The sequence below is a fragment of the Microbacterium sp. T32 genome (genome assembly GCF_001619615.1).
GTDB lineage: Bacteria > Actinomycetota > Actinomycetes > Actinomycetales > Microbacteriaceae > Microbacterium.
In genome coordinates, this window is record NZ_LQQP01000012.1 from 451,723 (window position 1) to 470,314 (window position 18,592).

Sequence of the window (18,592 nt, forward strand, 5' to 3'; positions counted from 1 at the left end):
CGCTCCGAGACTCACACCTACTCAGCTGATGTGATGCCAGCGAGGGTGTGGTCAAACGCATCCTCCCACCCCTTCGGGCGCGGCCGTACGGATGCACTCGGAGCGTTCTAGGTCCGATTAATCGACGACTGCCGTATGTGCTGGATCCCCGGGCACCGCAGTCTCACTGAAAGACACCCATGCACAAGCTTTTCGCTACCCGTTCGCCTCGCTGGTTCGCAGCCGCCGGTATTGCTGTGATGGCTCTATCCGCGGCACTTGTCTTGCCCAGTTCGTCGCCGGCTCGTGCTCACGACGCCCTAGTTACGTCCTCTCCAGCAGCGGATGAGGTCGTCACGTCGATCCCGACCGAAGTCTCGATGACATACAGCGGCGAGGTTTTTGACGCCTCCAGTGCCATCGTGGTGGAAGTCATCGACTCCGCCGGAACGAACGTCGCGCTGACGACTCCCGTGGTCACTGACACGAAGGTGACCCAGGCAGTGGAGCCACTCTCGTCGCCAGGCGTAGTCACGGTTCGCTGGCGCGTGGTCTCCAGCGACGGTCATCCGATCAGCGGTGAATACGCGTTCACTGTTGACGCTCCTGTGGCACCTTCAACGTCCGCGGAACCGGAAGCCTCTGCGATTGCGGCTTCCCCCTCCGCACCCGGGCAAAGCCCAACCATCTCTTCGACGCCAGAGCAGAGCGCGATGGCGGGCGCCGTGGCGGAGGTCGATGAGCCGACAAGCAGCATCAGTGTTCCGCTCGTAGTGACGGGCGTCGCTGTCGTCATTCTCGGCGCGGCGGCGCTTGTCTTTTTCTCGTCCGGACGGCGTCGGCGACAGCAGGTGAAGCAGCAAAAGGGCACCGTCGATGAGCAGTGAGACCCAGTCGACACACCAGCCACTCCTCCTGACACGAAGGGAACGGCGCCACGCTAACGAGCTCAGGATGCGTGACGCGCGGAGCATTCACCGGCCGAAGGCCGCGCGCGCATTGCGCGCCCGTCCGCTTGTCGCGGGTGCGTTGACGCTGGCGCTCATGTTTCCTCTAGCGCTGCCGGCGTACGCGGCCTCACCTGTCGCGAAGACCGAGTCACCCTTGCAGCAAGCTTCTGCGGACGACTCGCAACAATTCACCGCGTCCTCCGCGCTCCCCGCTTCGCCCCTGGACAGGCAGAGCTACGCCGCAACTTCCCAGGAAGAAATCCAGCAGAAGAAGGCGAGAGAGGCGGCGGCCGCCGCAGCCGCCGCAGCCGCCGCAGCTCGACCCCCCACCACCCTGGCTGCTGAACGGGCAGTCCCCGTCCTCGCCGCCGGTAGCGGGGTCGTGCGCTGGCCATTGACGTCGACGTTCAGAGTGACGGATCGATTCGGGGCGAGAGGCGGGGCGCATATGGGCACCGACATGGTGACTGATGGTGGCACGCCAATCTACGCGTCCGTAGCTGGGACTGTCGGTGTCTCGAGCGAAAGCTATGGCGCCTACGGCGTCGCTGTCACCGTTGAGTCCGTCGTCAACGGCCAACGTATCCGGGCCGTCTACCCGCACATGCAATACAACAGCAGACAAGTCGACAGCGGCCAGGAAGTACAGGCGGGTCAACTCCTCGGCCTTGTGGGAAGTACAGGCCGCTCCACCGCGAACCATTTGCATTTCGAGGTGACCGTCAACGACGTCGCCGTGGATTCCCTGGCCTGGTTGGAAGCGAATGCTCAGTGAATGAACGCGCCCTCACCATGCGCGGCGGCAGGCGTCGCGCCGCATCGCAGCGAGCCGCACTGCAGAAGAAACTCGACGACCGATACGGCCGCACTTCACGGCCCTGGCGTCGCCGGGTTTTCTGGATCGGTGTCACGGTGTTCGCAGCCGCCGCCATTGCATACCTGGTCTGGATCACGCTTGGAAACAGCTTGGACGACATTTCCATCGCCGAGACCGGTTACCTCGTCGTTGACGAGCGGGCTGTGACTGTGTCTTTCCAAGCCACCCCTCCCTCCGGCGCACGGTTCGCGTGCGCCATCCAAGCCTTGGATGAGGACTTCGGCGTCGTAGGGTGGCGGGTCGTCGAGTACGACCCCTTCCCCGAGACCACCCGATCCTTCACCGAACGCGTTCCGACCCTCGCCCTTGCAACCACCGGCACCGTCAAAGAGTGCTGGACGATCTAAGGACTCCCCTCGTGACCGAGTCAACCGCCCTTACCCTTGATGGGCTGTCCCTGCTGATGGTGTGGACCGCCATCGGCGTTTACGTGCTCGCCTTTGCGGCGTATGCCATCGATCTTGCCGTGCGCGTGTCTCGCGTCGAGGAGCTCGTCACGGTCGGGGCCCCGGCTCCACCGGTGGCGGCCGCGGTGCAATTGCAAGTGCCGCCACGCGATCGCGAACGTCTCGTATGGGCTCGTATCGGAACCGCCCTCACCATCTTGGGATTCGTGCTGCAGCTGAGCGGGGACGTTCTCCGAGGCGTCGCCGCAGCCCGTGTGCCGTGGGCGAACATGTACGAATTCGCACTTACCGGCACTCTTCTCATTGTCGGCGTGTTCCTCCTCGCCCTCCGGCGGTACGACCTGCGCTTCCTCGGATCTTTCCTCCTCGGGATGGTCGTCCTTCTTCTCGGTGGTGCGACCTTGGCGTTCTACGTCGAGGTCACCCCTCTAATGGACCCGCTACGCAGCGTTTGGCTTGTCATCCACGTCTTCGTGGCCTCCCTTGCGACCGCGCTGTTCGCCATCGCGTGCGGCCTGTCCGTGACGCAACTTCTACAACACCGGCGCGAGAATCGCCCCTCCGTCAATACGCGGCGGGGCCTGCTCCGAACCCTGCCCACCTCAGAGAACCTCGAAGCCCTGGCCTACCGGTTCGCCATCGTCGGGTTCATCTTCTGGACCTTCACCCTGATAGCCGGCGCGATCTGGGCAAACGACTCCTGGGGGCGCTTCTGGGGGTTTGACACCAAGGAAGTATGGACTTTCATCATCTGGGTGCTGTACGCCGGGTACATCCACGCCCGTGCCACCCGTGGATGGCGCGGAAACCGATCTGCATGGCTGTCCATCATCGGGTTCGCCGCGGTGCTATTCAACTTCACCGCCGTGAACATATTTTTCAAAGGTCTGCACGCCTACTCGGGGCTGAACTGATGCCTGCCTCCAGCGTCAGGCTCGGACACGCCCACCCGCCGGTAACGGTGGGGTCGCCTGGCTCCATGCGACGGCCGTCCTTGCCGCCGCGCCGCTGGAACGCATACCGCGTGATTGCGCTCTTCATCCTCGTCGTCAGCGCAGTCGCTGCCTTGGTGTGCTCTCTCGCAATCGGCGGTGGGGCAGCCCCCCTACAACTGGCCGACGCCGGTCCCCTCGCGAGGTGGGGGCTGCCCGTGTCGAAGCTCGTCGTGAACATGAGCGCCGCGGGAATGGGAGGGGCGCTCTTTGTCGCCTTGTTCACGTTGCGCGTCGAACAGCGCGGGTTTGAACTGGTGTTGGATGTTGCCGCTATATCCGCCGCCATCTTCACCGTGGCATCTGCTGTTACTGGCTTCTTCAGCTTCATAGTCATCTTCAACCCCGCATTGAATGCCGGTCCCGAATTCGGGTCTCAGCTCGGCCGGTACCTCGTGCAGACCGATGGGGGACGCGTGTGGTTGATAACGACTATCGCGGGTGCCATCCTCGCCGTGTTTGCATTCGCGGTGCGTTCATGGGGCGGAACAGCGACCGTGGCACTTCTCGCGCTGGCAGCGCTTGTCCCGATGGGAACACAAGGCCACTCAGGTGATGAGGCCTCTCACCAGCAAGCAACGACAGCCATCGTCATCCACATCATCGCCGCAGCGATCTGGCTTGGTGGTCTGCTTCTGCTGGCGGTCATTCGGTCCGTCACCCCCGAGCGCGAGATGGCGACAGTGTTGATGCGATTCTCCACCATCGCCGTCATTACTTTCGTGCTCGTCGCGTTCTCGGGCACGGTTCGCGCCGCCATCGGCCTAGAAACTTTCGGCGCACTCGCCTCCCCTTACGGTCTCATCCTCATCGTCAAGGTTGTAGCCCTCACCGCCATAGGTGTTCTGGGGGCAATCTACCGACGCCGTCTACTCCGAAAGATGCGGGCCGATCCCAACAACTCCAAGACTTTCTGGCTGCTAATGAGCGCGGAGCTGGCGTTGATGGGGATCGCCAGCGGAGCGGCTGGCGCTCTCGCGCGAACGCCACCGCCCATCCTCCCCGAACCCGCGGGTGCGCTCACACCGGCTCAGGTACTCACCGGCGCTCCGCTACCTCCTGAGTGGACCATGTCGCGATGGTTCACGGCGTGGAGCCCCGACGTGCTGTGGTTCATCCTGGCCGTGTTCGGACTCGTGTTCTACATAAGCGCAATGCTGAAGCTGAGGACTCGCGGACACCCGTGGAACCCCTGGCGGGCCGTCGCGTGGGTAGCAGGGACACTCCTGCTGGTGTGGACCACAAGCGGAGCGTTGAGCACCTACCACAGCTACATCTACAGCGCACACGTCCTTACAGTCGTCATCCTCCTTGTGGGGGTGGTACCTCTCTTGGCCGCTGGCGCACCGATACAGCTTGCCCGCACAGCAGCCCAACGCCGCGAGGACGGCAGCAGGGGAGGATATGAATGGGCGCAGGCGCTCGTGCATTCGCGAGGGGTGCGATCTATTTCAGCACCGGGTGTCGCCGTCCCGGCAACAGCTGCGTTGGTTTGGCTGCTTGTCAGTTCCGACCTCCTCCGTTGGTGGGTAGGAGATCTCCTCGGGCGACAGATGGCAACGGCAGTAGTCCTCCTTATAGGTTCTCTGCTCGTGTTTGGCTTCGTAGATGGTTACGGGGTTGCACGTCGTCGACCGGCAGGGGTGAGGCTGCTGATGATCGTCGGTTTGAGCGTGGCGATGGCCGCTATCTCTGTGTACATCGAGACTTCTGGACTCATTGCCGCCGACTGGTTCGGAGCGATGGGGCGCACTTGGGGTAGACCACCGGTCGAAGACCAGGGCCTGGGTGGAGTGATCCTGGCCATTGGCTCCGCGAGCGTGCTCGTTTTAGGTGGGTGGGCAGCGCTACGTATGCAGCGGAAACAGACGACGTAGCATCCTTCTCAGGCGTCGACAAGGAGCGCCCGCGATGGACTGCGACAGCTGCCCGAGTCCGCTGCGGGGTGGCGAGATCGCGACCGTCGAGGTCGAACTTCCACCCACGCCACAGCAGCAGAAACTGTTTCACGATCGAGGCTGTGCGAGGCCGTCCAAGCGGCGCACCCGGTGCTGACGGTGATCAGCATCGACGCGAGAAGCGCGGTGATCCCGACGCAGAGAAAATATCGGTAGCGGTGTCCCTCACGTATGGACCCGGGGCGGGCTCGGAGGTCGGTGCGCTGGCGGGCAGGCGCAGGGCCGCGGGTCGGCTGGCGGCGCTGACACCGTTGAGGATGACGATGACCTCCGCGATCTCGTACACGAGCACCACCCCGGCGAGCCCGAGGATGCCGAACAGGGCGAGGGGGAACAGCACGACGATGATCGCCAGGGCCAGGCCGATGTTGATGGTCATGATCCGTCGTCCGCGGCGGGCGTGGGCAAAAGCACCGGGGATCAGGCGCAGGTCGTTGCCGGTGAACGCGATGTCGGCGGATTCGATGGCCGCCGCCGAGCCTTTCACGCCCATCGCAATGCCCACGGTCGCGGTGGCGAGGGCGGGGGCATTGTTGATGCCGTCACCGACCATCGCGGTGGGTCCCTCCGCGACCAGCGCGGCGATCGCGTCGGCCTTGTCCTTCGGGAGCTGTTCGGCGCGCACGTCGGTAATCCCGGCCTGGTTCGCCAGGGCGCGGGCGGTGCGTTCGTTGTCGCCGGTGAGCATCACCGTGCGGATGCCCAGGCGGGTCATCATCGCGATCGTCTCGGCCGCTTCGGGGCGTAGTTCTTCGCGCACCCCGATCAGTCCGGCGATCTGCCCGTTGGACTCGACAACCACGACGGTCATCCCGGCGCCGGCCATGCTGTCCGCGTCGTCCCGTAGGGTCTGCGGGTCCAACCACCGAGTGTTACCGACCCGGACGGTGACGGCGCCGACACGGCCGCTGATACCGTGCCCGGCCTCCTCGGCAATATCCTGCGCAGCCGGGGCAACAGGGGATGCAGCTGTGATCGCTGCGGCGAGGGAATGGGTGCTGGTCGCTTCCAACGCCGCGGCCAACGCCAGGACGTCTTCCTCGGTGCGGCCGGGGGCGGTGGCGACCTCGACCACCGCGGGTTCGTTGCGGGTGAGGGTGCCGGTCTTGTCGAGGGCGACGGTGCGGATGGTTCCGAACTGCTCGAACGCCTCCCCGGATTTGATGATCACGCCGAACTTAGAAGCGGCGCCGATCGCGCTGATCACTGTTACCGGAACGGCGATCGCCAGAGCGCACGGGGATGCCGCGACGAGCACGACGAGGGCGCGTTCGATCCACAGCTGGGGTTCGCCGACGATGAACCCAAACACCACGACCAGCGCGGCGGCGATTAGGACGATCGGGACCAGGGGTCGGGCGATGCGGTCGACGAGGCGGGCGCGTTCGCCCTTGCGGGCGTGGGCCTGCTCCACGAGCTTGACGATCTGAGTGAGGGAGTTGTCCCGGCCGTCCGCGGTCGACTGCGATCCGCAGCGTCGCCGACCCGTTCACCGACCCCGCCGCCACCGCGTCCCCCGGACCAACCTCAACTGGGATGGAATCACCGGTAATCGCGGACGTGTCCAAGCTGGAGCGACCCTCGACGATCACGCCGTCGGTGGCGACCCGTTCGCCAGCGCCGACGACGAGGATGTCGAGCTCCCGCACCTCTGCAGCGGGGATCGTGACGTCCCCGTTCAGGCGAGACACCCGCACGGTGTCAGGGATGAGGGACAGCAGCGCACGCAGGCCCTCCTTGGCGCGTTCCATCGCCCGGTCCTCGAGCGCTTCGGCGAGGGAGAACAGGAACGCCAGCGTCGCGGCCTCCCCGACGTGACCGAGCGCGACCGCGCCGATCGCGGCGATCGTCATCAACAGGCCGACGCCGAGGCGACGTCGCAGCAGTCGGCGGATCGCGCCGGGCACGAACGTGTACGCACCGGCCAGCAGCGCGATCCGCTGGAACACCAGCGCCGGGATCGGCACCCCGGTCCACTCGAAGACGTACCCGACCAGCAATGTCACGCCGGCGATCGCGGACGGCAGCAGAGCCGTGTCACGCCACCACGGCGGCCGTACCTCCGCACCGTCGCCATGGTCGTACTCATCATCGACGCTGTGCTCGTCCTGGTGCGCGTGCCCGCCGTCTTCGGGGCCGCAGCACGCGTCACCGGTCGCGAGCGGCTTGCTCAGCTGCAGCCGCCGCACCGTCATGGTGGTGGGCTTGCGGGGCTCGTCAGGGCCGCAGCATTCCTCGCTCATCGCGCAACCTCGAGGTTCGTCTCGTCTGCGGGGGTGCAGCACAGCGGGACATCGCAGTTCTCGTTCGCGCACGCTTCGCCGTCATCGAAGGCGAGCACCGTGTCGACCAGGATGGTGATCGCGCGGGTGAGATGCGGGTCGGCGATCTCGTACCGAGTCAGCCGACCTTCCGGTGTAGCGACGACGATGCCGCAGCCGCGCAGACAGGCAAGGTGATTGGACACGTTGGTCCGCGTCAGCCCCAAGTTCTCCGACAGCCTGGCGGGATACCCTGGCCCGGACAGCAACTCCAGCAGGACCCTGGAGCGGGTCGGATCCGCCATCGCCCGACCCAGACGGTGAAAGCTGTATTCTCGACCATTCGGCACCTCGTCAGTCCCGGCTGTGTGGAGTTGCCAGCTCTATGGCGGTGTTCCGTGATCGCCCGGTGGGGCTGGTTAGCTCCCGATGACGAGGACGCTGGCGGCCGCTTCGACGACGTCGTCGGTGATTGTCTCGAGTTCGTTGATCTTGAGGATGCGGCTGATCTGAGGGAAGAGTCGTTCGAGGAGGCGGAAGTTTCCGCGAGTGATGCGTTCGATGGCGGCGATGGCCTGGGCATCGGTGAAGTCGTCGGGGTTAAGGGTGCGTCCGAGGCGTTTCCAGTGTTTGTCGAGGACAAAGAGGAGTTCGTCGCGGCCGAGGGCGCGGTAGCGGTGGGAGAAGCCGAGGCGGCTGTAGAGCTGGGGGTAGTGGCGGAAGCGCTGGTCGATGCCGGGCATACCGATCAGGATGATCGCGAGGTGGGTGCGGTCGTGTTTGTCGCGGAGCAGCTCAAGCGCGGTGGGGGTGAGTCGCTCAGCTTCGTCGACGATGAGTAGTTCAACCCATCGGGTGGTGTCGCCGTTATTTGCGCCGGTGACTTTCCCGAGTGTGCGGAGGTGTTCATCGATGCAGATGCCGGCCTTGGCCTGCCATCTGCTGATCTCCTCCATGAGAACTTTGGGTCGCGGGAGGACTTCGGGTGTGTAGAAGACGGTGCGGCAGCGGTGCGCGAGCGCATAGTGTTTCGCGTCGTCCTCGCCCCTCGGGCCCCACGCGGTGATGTAAGGCTCGAGGGCGTCCCAGTTGGCGTAGCGACGCGCGGAGTTGGTCTTTCCCACTCCGGCGTCACCGTGGCAGATGCCGATCGTGCGCTCCTTCCTCACCGCGTTCGCGAACTCGGTGAAGCGACGGTGTTCCTTGGTGACGATGAAGTTTTGGCTCATCACTCCTCCTCGTAGGTACGGAGTCGTTTCCTGCGCGGGGCGGGGTCCGCAAGGCGAGGTTCTTCGCGGTGGGCGACGGTGGGGATGCGATCGTTGATGATGCGCCGGAGTTCGTGGCGGCGAGCACGGCGGGCGGCTTCGATGTCGCGGAGGCTGAGGCGGATGTTGGGGTGGGCTTCGTCGACGGCGACGCAGACGAAGGTGTCGTGGTCGTAGACGCGGATCTCGGAGACGTCGCGGGGGTCGTAGCGGATGGTGACGGCGTGTCCGACGAACGGGGCGAGAGTGGGCGCGAGGTAGCGCTGACCCTGAAAGTGGATGCCGTCTCGATGCACGGTCCGATGCGTGGGGACGGTGAGTAGCAGGCCGTCGAGCTGGTCGAGGGTGTCGGGCATGCGGGGCATCCAGCCGTCCGCGACCCATGCGTCTCGCGGGGAAACACCGAGCTCCCGGTGGGTGCGCTGGTTGTAGGTGGCGATGAAGGCGCCGATCGCCCGGTCCGCACCGGGGAGGTCGAGCACTGGCTGAGGGCTGCGGTTGCGGGGGCCGAGGTGGCCGGGGAGGGTCTGGAGGACTTCGGTATTGATGGTGCCGAAGAACCGCTCGATCTTGCCGCGCCCCTGGGGCCGTCCGACGGTCGAGAAGATGAGCCGCAGGTGCAGCTCGACGGCGGTGCGTTCGAGGTGGTGGCTGGTGAAGTCGGAGCCGTGATCGACGTGCAGCACGTCGGGGATCCCGCACATCGCCCATGCCGGGTCGGTCTTTCGCCAAATCGCCTGCCGCAACGCGAGAGCGGTGTTCAGTGACGAAGGCGCGCCGGTAAAGACCATGTAGCCGCAGATTGAGCGGGAGTAATCATCCATCACCGTCGTCAGCCAGGGGCGCTCGGGCTTCCCGTTCGCGCCGATGATGAGGATGTCGAGTTCAGTGTGGTCGGCCTGCCAGATCTGGTTCGGCCGTTCCGCGCGGCGGCGGAACACCAGCTCGTGGCGGTCGCGGTAGGAAGCGGGACCCTCTAACGCGAGGGTGACGAGCGCGGGGTCGAGGGCCTGCACGATCTGCCGGACGGTCGCGTAGCTCGGCGCCGGCCTGCTGTCGCGCAGGCACTCTTCGACGGTGAGGCGATGCAATGTCGCAATTGAGGGACGAGGCCGCGTCAGAGCGAGCCGCTCGATGGTGGTGACAGTTGCCGGGTGAGTGCGCCGCCTGCCCTTGTCTCTTCGTGCCGAGTCGTCGAGTCCCGCGAGCCCGTGTTTCTTGTAGAGCTGATGCCAGCGTTGCAGCGTCCGCGTGCCGATGCCGCTCTCGCGGGCGAGGGCCGCGAGGGGGACCTGATCTTCGACGTGAAGTCGAAGGATCCGCCACCGCTCGAGGCCGTCCATGAGCCGCTACATCGCTGCGCTCTCGCGGGCCGCGTGGGCCTGCTGGTGGCGGTAGAGCGTTGCGCGACTCCACCCGACGAGATGAGCAGCGTCCTCAGCGGTGCGACCACGCGCTCGCGCATCTGCGGCAATGGAGAGCTTGTCCGCAATCACGACCGGATCCGACAGGGGGCGGCCGAACCGGGTGCCGTTCGCTCGGGCGGCCGCGATGCCGGCGTTGACCCGTTCGACGATGAGTTCTCGCTCGTACTCCGCGAGCGTGGCGAGCATGTTCAGCATCAGCCGGCCCGTCGTCGTCGACGGATCGATGCCGTCCGAGATCGACCGGACCTGCACACCGCGCTCGCGCAGCAGGTTCACGGTATTCAGCACATCAATCAGGGAGCGGCCAAGACGATCGACTCGCCACACGACCACGGTGTCGCCGTCCTCGGCGTACTCGAGGAGCTTTTTCATCCCGGCCCGCTCGATCGCGGTCTTGCTCCCCGAGGTGACGTCCGCGAAGACGTCGCGCTTCTGCACCCCGGCGGCGACGAGCGCATCAAGCTGCAACTGCGCATCCTGACTCGACGTACTCACACGCGTATACCCCAGAAGCCTCACAACCTCATTCTGACTCGGAAAAACCCTCCGCGCCCCCTTCTGAGACAAAACGCGGCAAGACGTCTTTTCAAGACGGCTGACGTCCCGAGAACTCGAACCCGATGAGCGCGGAACGACCGCAGGACGGCTTGTCTCAGAAAGCTACAGGTTTGTGATACACAACTCCCGGGGTAGTTCGACGAGGCTGAGACCGTCTCATGAACGGTCGTCAGTAAGACCGTGCCGCGCGATCAACCGCGATGTCAGCAAATCAGAAGATTCGTAGATCAGCTGCGCTTTCGATATCGCTCCAAGCGAGGTGCGATGACGTCGACCATGATCCATCGGGCGGTGGGTGCCATCGCGATTGCCCACATGATGGAGGCCAAGACATCAGTTGGGTAGTGGAGCCCGTCGCTGACGACGGCGAGACCAACGATGACGGTGGACAGCGTGCCGATGATGAGAGCGATCGACGCCCCACGGGTACCGCGCAGAAGAAACCAGAAGGCGATGGTGAGGGCTGCGATGAAAGCGGTGTGTCCGCTGGGGAAAGATCCGTCCACCTGCGCGGGCGTGAATGGGTGAACAACGGTGGGGACGTCCGGTCGAGGTCTATCCACGACAACCTTGATGGCGGCGGTGGGGAGCCACGTCAACGCAACGGTCCCGCCGAAGACGATCGCTGTGCGCACGGATCGAAGAACGACCGCGATCGTGATGAGGATGAGGAGTGTGAGGAATGCGGCGGGGACGGGCTCGAGCGTGAAGTAGATGGCGTCGGCCGTTTGCCCCCATGCGCCGGTGTGAGCGCGGTTTAGGGCTTCGACGGCGGGTGCGTCGATGGGCGCCCCCCGAAGGATGAAGCCCAGAGCGGTGAGTAGCACCCCCGCGCCACCAGCGAGCCATATGACGCGGCGACCGCGTCGCGTGGGCGTGAGAAGGGCGCTCCCAGCGGGGTGCGTTTGAACCCTCATGTGTTGGCCTCATTTGTTCCGGCACCGTCTGGTGTGGGCCGATTGCGGCGGTTGGCGTTCCATCTGCGGATGACGGCGATGATGACGGGTAGGACGGATACGAGGACGACGACGATCATGAGTACGTCGATGTTGTTGACGACGAACGGGATGCCGCCGAGAGCGAGACCGATGGCTGTCATGCCGACCACCCAGAGGGTTGCCCCGGTGGTGTTCCAGAGGAGGAATCGCCGGTAGGGCATGTGAGCGGTTCCGGCGGCGACGGGGATGTAGGTGCGCACAATGGGGACGAAGCGTCCGAGGACGAGGGATGCGCCGCCGTATTTGTGGAAGAAGTTTTCTGCGTCGTGGAGGCGTTCCGGACGCAGAACGCGGGCGCCGTCTTTGAACATGCGTCGCCCGAAGCGTCTGCCGAGCCAGTAGCCCGTCTGATCCCCCAGGATCGCTGCAGGTATTCCGACGAGGAGAACTTGCCAGGGTTGAATGCCGAGGGGGCCGGCGAGGACTGCTGCGGTGACCAGAAGAGAGTCACCGGGCAGGAAGGGGAACACGACGCCCGATTCGATGAAGATGATGAGCGCTATGCCGACGAGAACCCAGGGTCCGAAGGCGTGGAGGATGGCTGTCGCGTCGGGGAGGAAGCTCGCTGTCGGGACGTGGAGGGCGGCATTCACAGGAGAGATCATCATGAGGAAAGGGTGTTGAGAAGGGTGCTGAGGGCGCTTGTCTCGGCTGTGGGGTCCGGGGTGGAGGCGCGCACGGATTTGAGAACGGCGTCAATTTGGCCGTCGAGGATGGTCCACCCGGTACCGTCCAGCGGTTGAAGGGTGGGCTGATCCTCATCCCATGCCGTCTCTAGGTCGGTGATGCGGGTTCGCGCACCTGCGGTATCGCCGGCCAGGACGAGACCCAGGGTGTCTTCGACGATGGAGCGGTAGTTTGCGACGTTACCGTTGGGGAAGTTGAGGGTGGCTGACTCTCCGGGCGCGAGGGTGACGGCTGTGTTGGGGCCCTCCTCGCTGGCCGCAGCCGTACTGTGAGGCTGTGCGTGCGCCCAGACGAGGACGGCGGCGGCGATGGCAGCGACCGCGGAGAAGTAGATGAGGGTGCCGCGACGGCGGCGAGGTGTTGTCTGTGGCCGGCGGGTCTGTACGTTCTCCGTGGCATCCGTTCGGGTGATGGTGAGGTACACAACGGTGGCGAGGATGGCGCCGAGGAAGAAGATGCTCGTGGGTCCGACACCGATTCCCAGGCCCCCGTCGCTGGCGGGGAAGCTCATCCAGTCGCCCAGATTCGCGCCAAGGGGGCGGGTGAGGATGTATGCCAGCCAGAAGGCGAGGACGGGGTTGCCTCCCATGCGCCAGCCAGCGATGACTGCGACGAGAAGGCCGGCGGGGAGAAGGACGGATACTCCTGGGCTCCAACCGGTGAGCTCGAGGATCCCGTCTCCTGCGGCGGTTCCGAGAGCAAAGGTCACGAGAATGGCGAGCCAGTAGAAGAGTTCCCGGCGGGTGGTGGTGATGCTGTGGATGGAGAGGGTGCGTTGACTGGCCCACCATGCGCCGAACACTGCGGCCAGGACGATGGCAAAAATCATGGTGCTGACACCGAGAGGGACCGCCAGGTCGTCGGTGAGGATATCCGTGTAGAGGGTGCCGGTGACGCTCACGACCACTACGGTCAGCCAGTAGACGAAGGGCACGTAGCGCCGCAACGCCAGTTGCCAGGAGAGGACTGCGGCGAGAACCACCGTGAAGATCATGGAAGTTGCTTCCAGTCCCACCCCGAGGGTGGTGTTGACCCAGTCGGCGAAGCTTTCTCCGACAGTGGTGCAGAGGATCTTGATGATCCAGAACCACAAAGTGATCTCGGGCACCTTGCTCAGCATGACCCGGACAGGTGCAGCTTCAGTCGCGGATGAGGTCGTCATACGCGGGACGCTAGGGACCGCGTTCTAAGAATCGACTCAGAAGTTGCGCTCGTTCGTGGGAGTAGGAGGAGGCGAGCAGACCTATCACGTGTGGGCGGCTGGTGGCCACCCACACGTGATCAGGTGATCAGTTCGCCGGAGTGGCGGCGACGTCGTCGGCGCTCTCGCCGTCGTTCGTGCCGTCCTCGACACCCTGATCGTCGGCGGTTTCGCCGTCGTTCGTGCCGTCCTCGACGGCGAGACTGGAGGATGCGGGTGCGGGCGAGACCACCGATGTGGTGGCGGCCGATGCGGGCAGGGCCATGGCGGCGACCCCTCCTGCGCTGAACAGGACGAGCGTTGCGACGCCGAGTCCGGCGCCCAGTCCCTTGCGTTTGACAGTGCTCATGTCGTTCCCTTCTGCGACTCTCGGTGAGTCCTGGAGAGATGGTCCCTGGCGGCCTCTAAGAAACCGCAAAGGCTTACAACTGCTCTGCGCGCGGCGCTTCTGTGTGATTTCTTAGAGCGCACGAGGCAGGCTCGACCGAGCCGATGACCGTACTTGGGTTGACGTCCCACGCTCGCGGAGAGCCAGAGTGCGACGCGATTGAGTGCGCTGACGAGGGAGAGACAGAATGGCCGACACGGTAGCGACAGCGCCGACACGACCCCGCCTTCTGCTGATCGAGGATGATCCCCAGCTCGGCCCTTTGATGGCGCAGGTCCTTGAGGAGGTGTACGACGTGACGCTCTGTGCAGATGGCGGTGAAGCCTTCGATATCGCCGTGGAACGATCATTCGATGCGATGGTGGTCGATCGGCGGTTGCCTACTGTCGACGGGCTCACCCTCGTTGAGTCCCTTAGCAGAGCAGGGTCGCAGGTGCCGATGCTGATTCTCACGGCCATGGGGACCGTTCAAGACAAGGTCAGAGGATTGGACGCCGGAGCCGCCGACTATCTGGTGAAGCCGTTCGAGTTCGACGAGTTGTTCGCTCGGCTACGCGCCATCAGGCGCGTCACCGACGGAGAAGGCCCGTTCGTTCGCATCGGCGAATGGGAGTTTTACCCGGATTCGCGCGCGGTCTACTCGCCGTACGACGGCCGCACCATCCTTACGGAACGTGAAAGCGCGCTTCTGCGATTGTTTGCGACAAACCCGCAGCAAACCTTCTCTCGTGCTGAAATCCTTCGAGCGGTGTTCTCTCCCGATGACACTCCGGGGACCGTCGACACGTACGTTCACTATCTGCGGAAGAAAACCGAGCCAAGCATCATCCAGACAGTCCACGGCCGCGGCTACCGGCTGGGTCTGGTGTGATGATCCGACGCCCGGTGCATGACTCGGACACGCAGCTCATACGCTCCGCTGCGCGACGGGTCGCCCTCACCATTACCCTGGCAGTTTCGGCACTCGTCGTCGCCGTCCTGATAGCAGCGTTCGCCGTCGTCTTCACCCAGATTCCCTTGCCTGACCTGCTCAACCCGCAGCAGAATGAAACGGTCGTCGACATTCAAGGCCTCGACATCATCGTGGGCGGAGTCAGCGTCGGTCTCATCGCGATCGCCCTCGCCGGCCTCTTGGGATGGCTCGTCACGCGCCGGGCAGTTCGGCCCTTGGTGGATGCCCTACGACGACAGAGGCAATTCGTTGCCGACGCCTCACATGAACTTCGAACGCCACTGGCTGTATTGGATGCACGCATCCAGTTGCTGCAACGCAGCTCGCGGGCATCAGATCCCCACCAGGAACTCGTTACACAACTTCGCCAGGATGCTCTGTCCGTCATCGGAGTCGTCTCAGATCTTCTCCACGCTGCGGAAGTTCCCACAGGTTCACCGGCAGAATCAACCCCCGTAGCAACCTGCGTCACATCCGCAGTGTCGGCCATGTCCCTCCTCGCGCGCGAACGGGAAGTGCGCTTGATCAGCACCCCCATTGCACCGGACCTGTCCGCAGCCATCCCCGATCCCAGCCTGCGGCGAAGCCTCATCGCCCTTCTCGACAATGCGATCAAGCACTCCCCGGTAGGGACAGCCGTCACCGTGAGCGCGAGCCAGATCGGCGGTCGGGTCCACATCGACGTAACCGATGAGGGGCCTGGTATCCAGGGCATCGCACCAGATCGTGTTTTTGACAGATTCGCGCGATCCGCAGATGCCGTTGATGGGGGTGGCTCATCAAGAACGGGGTTTGGAATCGGGTTATCGCTCGTCCAAGACACGCTGAGCCGCTACGGCGGATCGGCGCAAGTGTCGTCATCCACCGACGAGGGCACCACGATGACGCTCACCATCCCCTTGCCTCGGCGACGAGCTGGGCTTCATCGACGTCCTGTTAGAGACGCAGCTTGGCATTCGCGCTGACGCGTCCACCACCCGCCGAAGAGCAAGCGCCTGCCGAGGCGAGTTCGAGGTTGCGACTCTTTCAACGCGACGCGTGCACCTGCGCAGTTGCCAGGTGCGGTTCGCGCAGGTAGGGCGACGGTTCGGGTTCGCGGTGTCGGATGCTCTGCACCGTGAAGAGGGTGATTCCGGCGAGGGCGACGACGAACGACGCCCAGATGTTGGCGGGAACGCCGAGGGGTGCGTCGCTGGTGGGGTCGATGCGGATCGCTTCGAGTCCGCTCCGGGCGACGCCGTACCAGACGAGATAGATCGCGATGCTGCGTCCCCAGTCGAGGGTAAAGCGGCGCGCGAGGAGGATGATCACCGCAGCCCCGAGGAGGTTCCAGATCATCTCGTAGAGGAACAGCGGATGGAAGAGCGTGCCCGCTGGCATCCCCTGCGGGAACATGGGAGCTTCGGGGGAGATCTCGAGTCCCCACGGCAAGGTGGTGGGCATACCGAAGAGCTCTTGGTTGAAGTAGTTGCCGAGCCGACCGATGGCTTGTGAGATGAGGAGCGCGGGGGCGAGGGCGTCGGCGAATGCCCAGAATCGGAGTCCCGCCCGTCGGCAGCCGATGTACATTCCGACGGCGCCCCCGATGAGGGAGCCATAGATGGCATTGCCCCCGTCCCAGATGGCGAAGACGTTCGACAGGTTCGCGCCGGGGTAGAAGTAGTCGGAGCCGTGAGTGAGGACGTGGTAGAACCGCGCGGCGATGATGCCGAGTGGGACGGTCCATAAGGCGACGTCGATGACGGTCCAGGAAGTGACCCCTCGACGTCGCAACCGACGATCGGTGACGAGGACGGCAACGATGATGCCGGCAACGATGCAGAGGGCGTAGATGTGTATGGTGAGCGGGCCGATGTGGAAGCTCGCCAGGCTCAGGTCAGGACTGGGGAGACTTGCGAGACGGATGCTCATCAGCGGGTACTCCTCACGGGTTCGCGCAGGACACTACGCCTTCGGACTATGAGCCATCACTCAGGGCTGACGCGGGAGGTGATGGAGGGATCACAGTCGCACGTAGGCTGCGCCTGCCCACTGTTCGCGCGAGATATCCCACGGCGGCGGGCACGGTCCACACCTTGTCGAGCAGCGAAGCGGCATCAATGCCCTCGCGGTTCATGCTGTTCTGGCACGCGAGGACGCGCACATCCGAATCTGGGATGGCCGTGACGAGAACGTCCCGGTGGTCGCCGTCCGCGACCAGACCCCGCACTGCGCCACCCTGCACGACGAGCTCACCGCCGCTCGTGATGGTGAAGATGCCTTCGTGGGTTCCAAGAAGGAACCCATCGCTGGATGGGTTTTCACGGATGCCGTGCACGTGCGAAAGTGGCAACATCGCGTGCTCCTCGTCGGATAGCGGCGCGGCCGCGCAGCCAGCCAGAATACTCGCGGCGATCACCGCGATAGCAGTCAAGGTCAAGGCGCGTGTCCGTAACGGTATGCGTGATTCCGCGTGTTGACGCATGATTAAACGTTTCCACTGATCAGGTGGGGCGCGGCGGTTTTCCGCGCCCCACCCGATGATCAGAGAGTGGCCAGCAGTTCCTCCATGGTCGAGATCTCGGAGGTCTGGGTTTTGACGATGCTGTTGGCGAGGTCTACGGCGGCGGTGTTCTGGCCGTCGCTGACTTCCTGCTCGGCCATGTTGATGGCGCCGCGGTGATGCTCGATCATCTGCTGCAGGAACAGGCGGGCAGCGTCGGTTCCGGTGGCCCGCTCGAGCGCTTGCATGTCGCCTTCGCTCATCATGCCGCCGCCGTGATCCATGCCGCCCATGTCGGTGGAGCCGGCACCCCAGTCCTCCAGCCAGCCTTTCATCGTCGTGATCTCGGGTCCCTGCGCGGCTTTGATCTGCTGCGCAAGGGCGGTGACGCGCTCGTCGATGCCGTCTTTGGAGAGGAGGGTGTCGGACATCTCGACAGCTTGTTCGTGGTGGGGGATCATCATGCTGGCGAACATGACGTCGGCCTGGTTGGCGTTGGCAGACTGCGCGGGCGCAGCGCTGCTGCTGCTGCCGCCGTGGTCCATGCCGGGCATGCTGCCGCCGGAGGTGGTGCCGCCGGAGCAGCCGGCGAGGACGAGAAGGGAGGTGAGGGTGAGCGCGGCGGTCGCCGCGGTGTGGGTGTTCATGGTGATGTTCTCCAAAGTCGGTGAGGAAGCTCGACAGGGGTCGAGCAGGTGATCGCGTGTGCCCGGTGGGAGACCGGGCTGACGCGTCATCACGTGCGACTGATGCAGAGGACGGTGAGAGAGGGAGGCGGGTGGAAACGGGCGGCTGCGGGCCAAAGAGCCCGGACCATGTGCGCCACGCTTTCACACAGGGGTGCGCGCCACCGGGCGCGAAGCCATCCGAAGACGATGACGCTCAGTAACAGCGCGAGAACACATGCCATCCAGGCCATCGCGTGATCGCCGGCGCAGTCAGCGCAGTCGGAATGATCTCCGGGCGCTTCGACGGCGGCTGCGCCGGGAGCGTCGTGGTTGCTGTCGGCATCGACCGCGACACCAACCACGGGAGCCGTGCCGCCGTGGCCGGTGGTGGTGGCGTGGGTGTTGAGGGAGTGCATCGCCAGGAGGCCGACGATGATTGCAGCGGTGACGGCGACCAGCAGCAGGAGGGTGCGGGTGAGCGTGCGCGGTCCACGGACCTGCTGCGCAACGGCAATTAGAGACATACTCACCTCCCGTTC

The 18,592-nt window shown here is 64.7% G+C and carries 19 protein-coding genes and 1 pseudogene; 7 read left to right on the plus strand and 13 right to left on the minus strand.

The features are described from left to right. Window positions 1–179 precede the first annotated feature (179 nt). From AVW09_RS17235 to AVW09_RS08500, 5 genes are all read left to right on the plus strand, one after another. Window positions 180–866 (plus strand): copper resistance CopC family protein, encoded by a 687-nt coding sequence (locus AVW09_RS17235; protein ID WP_082822872.1) that lies wholly within the window; start codon window positions 180–182, stop codon window positions 864–866. Window positions 867–933: 67 nt separating this feature from the next. Beyond that, window positions 934–1,704, plus strand: a complete 771-nt coding sequence (locus AVW09_RS08485; protein WP_082822873.1) for a M23 family metallopeptidase — start codon at window positions 934–936, stop codon at window positions 1,702–1,704. Beyond that, window positions 1,701–2,153 carry a DUF4307 domain-containing protein gene (locus AVW09_RS08490; protein WP_231901796.1) on the plus strand — a complete coding sequence of 151 codons (453 nt, stop codon included), beginning with the start codon at window positions 1,701–1,703 and terminating at the stop codon, window positions 2,151–2,153. Before AVW09_RS08485 ends, AVW09_RS08490 begins: the two co-directional genes overlap by 4 nt. Before the next feature lie 56 nt (window positions 2,154–2,209). Next, the gene (gene ccsB, locus AVW09_RS08495; protein WP_063257744.1) at window positions 2,210–3,127 is read left to right on the plus strand and encodes a c-type cytochrome biogenesis protein CcsB; all 918 of its coding nucleotides are present in this window, start codon (window positions 2,210–2,212) and stop codon (window positions 3,125–3,127) included. Window positions 3,128–3,237: 110 nt separating this feature from the next. After that, a complete protein-coding gene (locus AVW09_RS08500) occupies window positions 3,238–5,082 on the plus strand; it encodes a cytochrome c oxidase assembly protein (protein WP_197462590.1) in 1,845 nt (614 codons plus the stop codon). Between the two features lie 184 nt (window positions 5,083–5,266). Here AVW09_RS08500 and AVW09_RS08505 read toward each other — a convergent pair. The 9 genes and pseudogenes from AVW09_RS08505 to AVW09_RS08545 all read right to left on the minus strand — a co-directional run bounded on the left by AVW09_RS08505 (window position 5,267) and on the right by AVW09_RS08545 (window position 13,912). After that, a pseudogene (locus AVW09_RS08505) lies at window positions 5,267–7,358 on the minus strand (heavy metal translocating P-type ATPase). Window positions 7,359–7,402: 44 nt separating this feature from the next. Next, on the minus strand, window positions 7,403–7,729 hold the full coding sequence (locus AVW09_RS08510) for an ArsR/SmtB family transcription factor (protein ID WP_063257638.1): 327 nt from the start codon (window positions 7,727–7,729) through the stop codon (window positions 7,403–7,405). Between the two features lie 114 nt (window positions 7,730–7,843). Beyond that, window positions 7,844–8,653: an AAA family ATPase gene (locus AVW09_RS08515; protein ID WP_063257639.1), complete on the minus strand. Its 810-nt coding sequence runs from the start codon at window positions 8,651–8,653 to the stop codon at window positions 7,844–7,846. Beyond that, window positions 8,653–10,035: a Mu transposase C-terminal domain-containing protein gene (locus tag AVW09_RS08520; RefSeq protein ID WP_063257640.1), complete on the minus strand. Its 1,383-nt coding sequence runs from the start codon at window positions 10,033–10,035 to the stop codon at window positions 8,653–8,655. The genes AVW09_RS08515 and AVW09_RS08520 overlap by 1 nt, the downstream gene beginning before the upstream one ends. Before the next feature lie 6 nt (window positions 10,036–10,041). Further along, complete coding sequence (locus AVW09_RS08525) at window positions 10,042–10,638, minus strand: recombinase family protein (RefSeq protein WP_063257641.1); 597 nt, start codon at window positions 10,636–10,638, stop codon at window positions 10,042–10,044. A 266-nt stretch (window positions 10,639–10,904) separates the two neighbouring features. Then, complete coding sequence (locus tag AVW09_RS08530) at window positions 10,905–11,504, minus strand: phosphatase PAP2 family protein (protein ID WP_063257642.1); 600 nt, start codon at window positions 11,502–11,504, stop codon at window positions 10,905–10,907. 86 nt (window positions 11,505–11,590) lie between these two features. Beyond that, window positions 11,591–12,283 (minus strand): DedA family protein, encoded by a 693-nt coding sequence (locus AVW09_RS08535; protein WP_063257643.1) that lies wholly within the window; start codon window positions 12,281–12,283, stop codon window positions 11,591–11,593. Then, on the minus strand, window positions 12,280–13,524 hold the full coding sequence (locus AVW09_RS08540; RefSeq protein WP_231901797.1) for a COG4705 family protein: 1,245 nt from the start codon (window positions 13,522–13,524) through the stop codon (window positions 12,280–12,282). Before AVW09_RS08540 ends, AVW09_RS08535 begins: the two co-directional genes overlap by 4 nt. A gap of 127 nt (window positions 13,525–13,651) precedes the next feature. Next, window positions 13,652–13,912: a hypothetical protein gene (locus AVW09_RS08545; RefSeq protein WP_063257645.1), complete on the minus strand. Its 261-nt coding sequence runs from the start codon at window positions 13,910–13,912 to the stop codon at window positions 13,652–13,654. Window positions 13,913–14,138: 226 nt separating this feature from the next. On the opposite strand from AVW09_RS08545, the gene AVW09_RS08550 reads away from it, so the two are divergent. Continuing rightward, window positions 14,139–14,822, plus strand: coding sequence for a response regulator transcription factor (locus AVW09_RS08550; protein WP_063257646.1), 684 nt, complete (start codon window positions 14,139–14,141; stop codon window positions 14,820–14,822). Window positions 14,823–14,836: 14 nt separating this feature from the next. Beyond that, complete coding sequence (locus AVW09_RS17240) at window positions 14,837–15,868, plus strand: sensor histidine kinase (RefSeq protein WP_231901798.1); 1,032 nt, start codon at window positions 14,837–14,839, stop codon at window positions 15,866–15,868. Window positions 15,869–15,929: 61 nt separating this feature from the next. Here the strand turns inward: AVW09_RS17240 and lgt are convergent, their stop codons facing one another. The 4 genes from lgt to AVW09_RS08565 form a co-directional block, all read right to left on the minus strand. After that, on the minus strand, window positions 15,930–16,814 hold the full coding sequence (lgt, locus tag AVW09_RS08555) for a prolipoprotein diacylglyceryl transferase (RefSeq protein ID WP_063257647.1): 885 nt from the start codon (window positions 16,812–16,814) through the stop codon (window positions 15,930–15,932). A 46-nt stretch (window positions 16,815–16,860) separates the two neighbouring features. After that, window positions 16,861–17,322, minus strand: a complete 462-nt coding sequence (locus AVW09_RS18220; RefSeq protein ID WP_231901799.1) for a DsrE family protein — start codon at window positions 17,320–17,322, stop codon at window positions 16,861–16,863. 104 nt (window positions 17,323–17,426) lie between these two features. Then, window positions 17,427–18,032, minus strand: coding sequence for a DUF305 domain-containing protein (locus tag AVW09_RS08560; protein ID WP_063257648.1), 606 nt, complete (start codon window positions 18,030–18,032; stop codon window positions 17,427–17,429). An 89-nt stretch (window positions 18,033–18,121) separates the two neighbouring features. Beyond that, window positions 18,122–18,577 (minus strand): DUF6153 family protein, encoded by a 456-nt coding sequence (locus tag AVW09_RS08565; RefSeq protein ID WP_063257649.1) that lies wholly within the window; start codon window positions 18,575–18,577, stop codon window positions 18,122–18,124. Window positions 18,578–18,592: the final 15 nt, after the last annotated feature.